Origin of the sequence: Actinoalloteichus spitiensis RMV-1378 (assembly GCF_000239155.1) — a bacterium.
Classification (GTDB): Bacteria; Actinomycetota; Actinomycetes; order Mycobacteriales; family Pseudonocardiaceae; genus Actinoalloteichus_B; species Actinoalloteichus_B spitiensis.
In genome coordinates this window covers 1-7,035 of record NZ_AGVX02000439.1, presented here as the reverse complement: position 1 = coordinate 7,035, position 7,035 = coordinate 1, and the positions used below count along the sequence as shown (strand labels likewise).

The following is a 7,035-nucleotide window of genomic DNA, read 5'->3' as shown; positions in this document are numbered from 1 at the left end:
GGGGAGCGGCTGGCGGGGACTGCGGCGGCTGGGTGTTCGCCGGGCCCGGTGTCGGCGAGGTCTGGCCGCCCGTGGTGGTGGGTGGCGGTGGCGTGTAGGACTGTCCACCGCTGGTGGGCGGTGGGGCGGACGGGGTGGGCGGCTCGGTGTCGGTGGGGCCGGACCTGGGGGTGGGTTGCGGTGCGGGGTCGTTCGGGGTCGGGAGAACCGGCGCGGTCGGACCGTTCGTGCTCGGCTCCGGCGTGAGCGCGGTCGAACCACCGCTGGACGTCACCGGGGCGGGCGAGCCGCTGTTCGTGACCACCGGCGTGGGTCCGGGGGTGCCCGTCGTGGTGGGAACGGGAGTTCCGGTCACGGGGGTGCTCGTGGTCGGCACGGCGGTGGGCACCGGGCGTGCCGTTGGTGCCGGCGGCGGAGCGCTCTGCTGGTTGGGGTTCGTCTGTTGCGTCGTGGTCTGCCCACCCGTGTTGGTGTGGGTCCCGGAGCCGGACTGCGTCGTGGCCGGGGGTGCCACCGGGGTGTCGGTGCGCTGCCCGGACGTGTCGGAGCTCGTGGTGGTGGGATTGCTGGGGTGCGGCGTGCCACCACCCTGTTGTCCCTGGTGGGGAGCCGGGGTCAGCTGGCTGCCGGTGTCGCCCGCGGCCGGTGGGCGCTGCACGCCCGTAGGAGCCTGTTCGGTGGTGGGGGGAGGGCCGGTGCGGCCGTTCTGGCTCGCGCCCGAGTGCTCCGCCTCCGGGAAGCGGCCACCTGGCACCGGCCCCTGCGCGCCCCGGTCCGAGGACGGGCTCGAGGCGGGTTCGGAACGCCCGGTGTCCTGGGTGCGGCCCGTCGAGGTGTGCTGGTCGGGGGTGACACGGGTGGGGCCGTCGGAGGAGTCCCGCTGCCCGGGTCCCGGCTGGGCCTGCGACTGACCGGGGGTGCCGTTGTCGTGCCCGGGGGTGCGGTAGCCGCCACCTCGGTGGTCCTCGGTGACGGGTGTGGTCCGTTCCTGCTCGGGTCGGCTGTCGGAGTGCTGTCCTCCCCGGTCGCCGGTCCGCTGGCCGTCGTCGCCGGTCCGCTGGCCCGCACGGTCGTCGCCGCGCTCCGCCACGCCGTCCCGCCCGGTCCGGTTCTCCTCGGTACCGGGTTCCGGTCGGCCGGCGGAACGCTCTCCCCTGCCCGAGCCAGCGTCGTCGCCACCACCGCGCTCCCCGCGCTGACCAGCCCCCTGCTCGGAACCACCAGAGCGGTGACCGTCCTGGTACTCCGAACCGGAACCGCGCTCACCACCGGACCACCGGCCGTCCTCACCCACCCGCTGACGCGAGGAATCCTCACCCCAGCCCTGCTCACGCTGGCCCCCGCTCCCCCGCTCACCACCGGAACGCTGGTCCAACGAGTCCTCACCACGACCACCGCCCCGCTCACCACCGGAACGCTGGTCCTCCTCACCCGTCCGCTGCCCCGCACGACCCTCCGAGTGCTCCGACGACGAGCCGTCCCGACCCCTCCCGGCGTCGTCGCCACCACCGCGCTCCCCGCGCTGACCAGCCCCCTGCTCGGAACCACCAGAGCGGTGACCGTCCTGGTACTCCGAACCGGTGCCCCGGCCCGGGGTTCCACTCGAGTCGCGGTCGTTCGACTCCCGTCCGGGGCGGGAGTCCTCGCCGCGTTCGTCTCCGTTGGCGCGGTCGCCGGTGTCGGACCGGCTGTCCGAGCCGAGGCGCGAGTCGCCGTACTCGTCGCCGCCCGTCCCGGAGTCGCGGCCGGAGGGGAGGTTCTGCCCGGGGCCGCGGACGTTCTCGCCCGGGGTTGCCTCGCCGGACCGGTGTTCGCCAGTCCCCTGGCGGTCGCCGGTCCCTCCCCCGGAGGTGTTGTCGGCTCCCCCTCCGCGCTGCCCGTCGCCTCGGCCCTCGCCGAAGTTGGACTCCTGCCCGCTCTGGCCGTGGCCGGTGTCGGCGTGCGCGTACTCCGGCGCGGAGTCCCTGCCCTGGTTCCACCCGCTGTCGCCGCCGTGGGAGTTCGACTGCCGGTTCCCGAGCTGGTCGCCGGTTTCCTGGTGTCCTCCGTAGCCGGAGGAGTCGCCCCGCGATGTCCATTCCCGCGTGTTCTCCGGCGATCCCACGGTCTCGGGTCGGTCGTGGGAGGGGACGCTGCCGCCGCCGTGCTCGCCCCGGGACTCGGTGACGATGCCCTCGCCCGTGCCGTGCTGCCCGCCGGGGACGGTGTCCCGCCCCGCGGGCTGGTCGCGGTCGTGCTGGCCACCGTTCTGGGAGCCGGAACGGGAGCTCTGGTTCGGCTGGTTGGACTGGTTGGACTGCTGGTTCTGGTTGGACTGCTGCCCGGAGCCCTGCTGGCTGCCCACGTGACCGGGCAGCACGCCGTTGCCGCCCAGGTTCCGCTCACCGCCGCCGGGAGCGTCCTGCCCGGCGGTGCCCCCCGTGCCGTGCTGGTCGCCGCGCGCGTCCGGTGTGACCTGCGTGGAGGAGTGGTGGCCGCCGGGTGTCTCCCCCGGGGTGGTGCTCCGGTTGTGGGGAGCGCCGACGCCCTCCGTTCCGTCGGGGCCGAGCTGGGACCCGGTGCTCGGGCGCTCCGCGTTCCCACGGTCGCCGCCGTGCTGGCCGCCGCTGTCCTGGTGTCCGAACTCGGTCGGGTTGCCCCGGCTGTTGGTGCCGCCGCCCGTGGTCTGGTCCTCGGCGGGCGGTGCCTCGCCGCCACCCTCCTGGACCGGGCCCTGGTCGGTGTCCGTGTCGAGCGTCGGCGGACCCGCGAGGTCCCCGCCGGTTCCGCTCTCGACCCCGTCGCCCTCGCCGCCACCGCCACCGCCTCGCCCGCCTCGGCCGCTGAACCCGCCGAAGAAGCCCGCGCTGATCGAGAACGGGTTGAACTCGCCGCCCATCGCGGCGGCGGTGGCGGCGTCGCTGATGCCGGCGGCGGCGCCCTCCCGCGCCGCTCCGCCGAACATGCTGAGTGCCTCGCCCGGCTTGGAGTTGTGGAAGTTCTGCGGCCCGCTGCCGAACTTCCCGTCGCCGATCCGGTTGCCCAGTCCGCGCCCACCCGCACCGAGGATGCCGCTGGCCGCGCCGTTCGTCGCGCCGCCGATCGCGGCGCCTATGGTGTTGTCCTTGTTCCAATCATCACGGCCACCGGTGGCGATCTGGCCGCTCTGGATGGCGACGTCGAGCCCGACCTCCTGGGCGGTGCTGTTGATGGTCTGCCGACCGACCTGGTTGACGACACCCCCGGCCCGGTTGCCGACTACCTTGTTCACGCCGCCGCCGATCTTGTTGCCGACACCGCCGATGGCCCGGGGGATGGTGGTGCCGACGGTGCGGATGACCTGGTTGCCGATCGTGCGCCCCAGGATCCTGGTGATCACGTTGCGCAGGATCTGCGAGATCACCGCGCGTGCCGCGGAGACGGCGGCGGAGACGATCGCTCCGCCGAAGAAGGGGATCCAGGCCATGGCCAACGAGGCGGCGACCATCACCAGCTGGACGATGATCATGATCCGGGCCTGCTGGATGTCGGCGGCGGTGTTCTTCGCCAGGCTCGACAGCTCCTGGGCTCCGGCGCGGAGCTCGTCGAGTTTGGCGCGGACCTGGCGGGCGGCCCAGTCCTGGTAGCCGTCGGAGAACTCGCCCGTCATGTTCTGGGACATGTTGCGGGCGGAGCGCTCCATGGCGACGGCGAACTGCTCGAGTTCGTCCGCCATCTTCGACCACGCGCTGCTGATCGAACGCAGTCCGCTCTCACTGCCCTCGGGCCAGGGCTGGCCCGCGACGATCTTGAGAGCGGTCTGGAGTCCGGCAGGCAGTTCCGTGGTCATGTCTCACCCAGTTCCGTACTCAGCCCGAGGTGTCGGGCCGTCCCCTGCGGAGGTGATCGATGGCGGAGCCGAGGTCCTGCGCTCCGTCGCTGTCGATCTGCATGAACAGCTCGACCACCTCGGGCACGAAACCCGACATGTTCGCGCAGATCTCGTAGACGTCCTTCAGGCTCTGGACCTGCCCCTCGGCGGGGTCGACGTACTTGTTCGCGAAGGCGGTCCCGATGTCGTCGGTGCTCCAGCAGCCGTCGTTGGCGTCGAGGACCTGGCAGAGCTCCCGCCAGGCGCCGCCGAAGTGCTCGATGGCCTCCCGGTCCTCCTTGTTGTGGATGAGGACTTCGGTGCTGTCCAGTGAGGTCTCGTCGGCCACGCCGCTCTCCTTCCTGTCGGGTTCGCGTTCCTCGGCGGAACCCGGTGCCCTGGCGCGGGGACACGCGGTGGTCCCGGGTCAACGGTGGGGAGGCCGTCGGGTCCGGCCTCCCCGTGACGCCTCAGCGGTCGTGGTCCCAGCCGTCGTCCTGCGGACGGGGCTTCTTCAGCTCGGGTTTCTGCGACGCGGCGCCCTGGTCGGCGACGATCGGGTCGAGGATGCCCTGGAGCAGTTCGCCGAAGTCGCTGCGGCCCGAGGCGAAGTCCTCGAAGTCCACGTTGGGGATCGGCGACCCGCCCATCAGCTCACCCATCGACTTCAGGTGTTCCGAGTTCGCCTTCCGCAGCGTTTTGGTGAGCACCTCGGCCAGTTCCTTGGGCGTCATCTTCCGGTACTGGGTGGTGTTCACCTTGATCTCGCGCAACTGGCCGTTGCCGTCGAGGGTGACGGTGAGCATCTTGTTGTCGGAGTCGACCGTCGTCGACGCCTGGGAGATGTCCTCCTGGAGCTTGATCAGCCGCGCCTGCTGCTTCTCGAACTCGGCGAGGGCGCCGGCGACGTCGGGCAGGCCTTGGCCGCTGAACGGGTTGAATCCGGCGGTCATGTGGAGTCCTCCTGCTGGGCGGTGCTGTCGGGGGGTGTGGGGCGAAGTCAGTCCCGGCCGATGACGCCGGCGGAACCCTCGCGGGCGACCGACCACGAGTCGGTCTCGGTGTAGGGAGCGTCCCGCAGGCGTTCCTCCTCCTGTTGACCGGCACCCGCACCCGTGCCTCCCATCGGCATGAACGGGGCTCTGGAGTCTCCCGAACCACCCGGAGTCACGACGCCGGGGGTTCCGATTCCCATGTCGAACCCGAACGAGCCACCCGGCGCGGACACCGGCAACCGCCCGGGTGTCCCCCCGGGCAGTGGTGCTCCGCCCAGGGGCTGGCCGGGGACCGGGCTCCCCGGGGTGCCGGGCGTCCCGCCCGGCACCGGCGGGATCGCTCCGGGCGGCACCACGCTGCCGGGCGAGACCGCGCTGGACGGGGGGACGATTCCGGGTGCGCCGCCGAGGGCTGGCATCCCCGGGCTGACCTTGCCGGGTGGGAGGGCTCCCGGGGGTGTCACCCCGCCGGGGGTCTGTCCGAACTGGGGGTTGCGCACGGGGATCGATCCCGACCCGCCCCCCGGCGGCACCGCGTTCAGCGGAGGTTGTCCCACCGGCGGCCTTCCGCCCGACGGGTTGGTCGGTGACGGGTTGTGCCCTGGCGAGGGGTTCGGGCGGTCCGCGGACTGGTTGGACACGGGCGGCACGACCGGTTTCACCGGTTGTGGGGCTCGGGGGCCGCCGCGGCCGTCGGTGCCGATCCCGCCGGGGACTCCGATGCCGCCCACCGGTACCCGGGCTCCCGCCTCCCCTCCCACGGGAACGTTCGACACGGGCGCGACGGGAGCCACCGGCGCCCCGGGAGGGGCGGGGGCGTGCCCGGCGGTCTGCACCGCCTGCGCGTCCAGTCCGACCGCGACATCACCCGGAGTGCTCCGCTGGCCGTACTCCCCGGACCCGCCGGACCGGTCGTCGACACCGCCGACGACCCCGACGCCCGCGGGTCGCCCCACGGAGTTGACCCCGTACCTCTCGTCACCCGCGGGCTGGGCCGTCGCGGCCGGCTGCCCCAGCACACCCGTGCGTTGCTGGGACGCGCCGTAGGCGGTGGCACCCGCCACGGCGGCCGGCGCTCCCGCGTACGGGGTCATCTCCTGCTGCGTTGGAGCGGCCAGCCCGGTCGGGGAGAGGGGCACCTCGCCGGCCGGGGCGCTGAGCACCGACATCGGGGAGGAGGCCGTGGAGACCACGTTCCGGGCCACGCGGGTCATGGGCGCGTTGGCCCGCACCCGCGCATCGGCCGCGGTCACCTCGGGGAGCTGCCGCAGGGTGGCGCTGGTCTGGTTGTAGTCGGCGGACAGCCGGTGGAGCACGTGCGCCGCCTGCTCGTCCTTGACCCTGGCGGCGTGTTCCGCCCGCGCGGCGTTGGCGTGAGCGGCGTCCTCCGCCGGCATGTCGGCGGGTAGCGGGTCCATCTGGACCGTCGACTGCTGGATGTCCTTCAGCTGCCGCTGTGCCCGCACGAGCGCGTCACCGGCCTCCCTGGTCCGGGAGGAGTAGCTCGGCGTGCTCAGGGTGTCGGTGACCTGGACGACGACGTTGTCCGTCTTCGACCTCCGCTCGGACAACCTGTCCTTGGCGGATCCGCCGTGCCAGCTCTCGTCGAGCCGGTTCCAGTGCCGGCGTACCTCGTCCAGCACCCCGTTGAGCCGGGTGACGATGCTGTCGAAGCTGTCGGCCGCGCGGTAGAACCGGTCGGGGTCGGCGGTGGCGAGCGCGGCCATGGCGCCCTCCAGGGTCGGTGGAACGCCCCCGAAGTCGCCCGGGTCGGGCGGCTGGGTGGTGTCGGAGACCGGCTCCATCCGTAATCCTCTCCTCGTGCTCAGGCCTGTCGTGTCGACGCCGTACCCGCGCTGGTCGGCTCGCTCATTCGCGTCCCACGACCGGGGAGATGGAACGGTCGTCGGACCATTCCTCGTCGTCCGCCCCGATCCATGCCTCGCGTTCCCGCTTCTGGTTCTGGGCGCCCGCGCCGGCCGCCGCCATGCCTGGGGACATCGGAGGCACCATCGGCATGCCGTGTCCGCCCGGCCCGCCGGCCGACTGGGTCATGGGCACCGACACCGCGGACACCGACTGGGGGGTCGTCGCGGCGGGCGGCGCCACGTTGAACGACGGGGTCCTCGTCATGGCCGCCGGGTCCATGGCCGGCAGGGACCTCGGCGCGCCCACGCCCACGCCGGGATCGACCCCGCCCCCACCGCCACC

Annotated in this window: 5 protein-coding genes; all 5 read right to left on the bottom strand. The window is 73.2% G+C overall.

Translation table 11 applies throughout. From position 1 onward, the window contains the following. On the bottom strand, nt 1-3,808 hold a 3,808-nt coding region (locus tag ACTIDRAF_RS0218675; protein ID WP_026066261.1), incomplete at its 3' end, for a WXG100-like domain-containing protein. Between the two features lie 19 nt (nt 3,809-3,827). Further along, complete coding sequence (locus tag ACTIDRAF_RS0218670; protein WP_016700246.1) at nt 3,828-4,178, bottom strand: hypothetical protein; 351 nt, start codon at nt 4,176-4,178, stop codon at nt 3,828-3,830. A gap of 121 nt (nt 4,179-4,299) precedes the next feature. Next, entirely contained in the window at nt 4,300-4,782 is a 483-nt protein-coding gene (locus tag ACTIDRAF_RS29715) for a YbaB/EbfC family nucleoid-associated protein (protein ID WP_016700245.1), read from the bottom strand. 47 nt (nt 4,783-4,829) lie between these two features. Then, nucleotides 4,830-6,629 (bottom strand): WXG100 family type VII secretion target, encoded by a 1,800-nt coding sequence (locus tag ACTIDRAF_RS0218660; RefSeq protein WP_026066260.1) that lies wholly within the window; start codon nt 6,627-6,629, stop codon nt 4,830-4,832. 64 nt (nt 6,630-6,693) lie between these two features. Then, nucleotides 6,694-7,035: hypothetical protein (locus tag ACTIDRAF_RS29710; protein WP_039788115.1), on the bottom strand; the 342-nt coding region annotated here is incomplete at its 5' end.

Bases quoted from the DNA above. Each gene is read 5' to 3' on its own strand.
- ACTIDRAF_RS29715 (WP_016700245.1), bottom strand. From the start codon at position 4,782: ATGACCGCCGGATTCAACCCGTTCAGCGGCCAAGGCCTGCCCGACGTC.
- ACTIDRAF_RS0218660 (WP_026066260.1), bottom strand. From the start codon at position 6,629: ATGGAGCCGGTCTCCGACACCACCCAGCCGCCCGACCCGGGCGACTTC.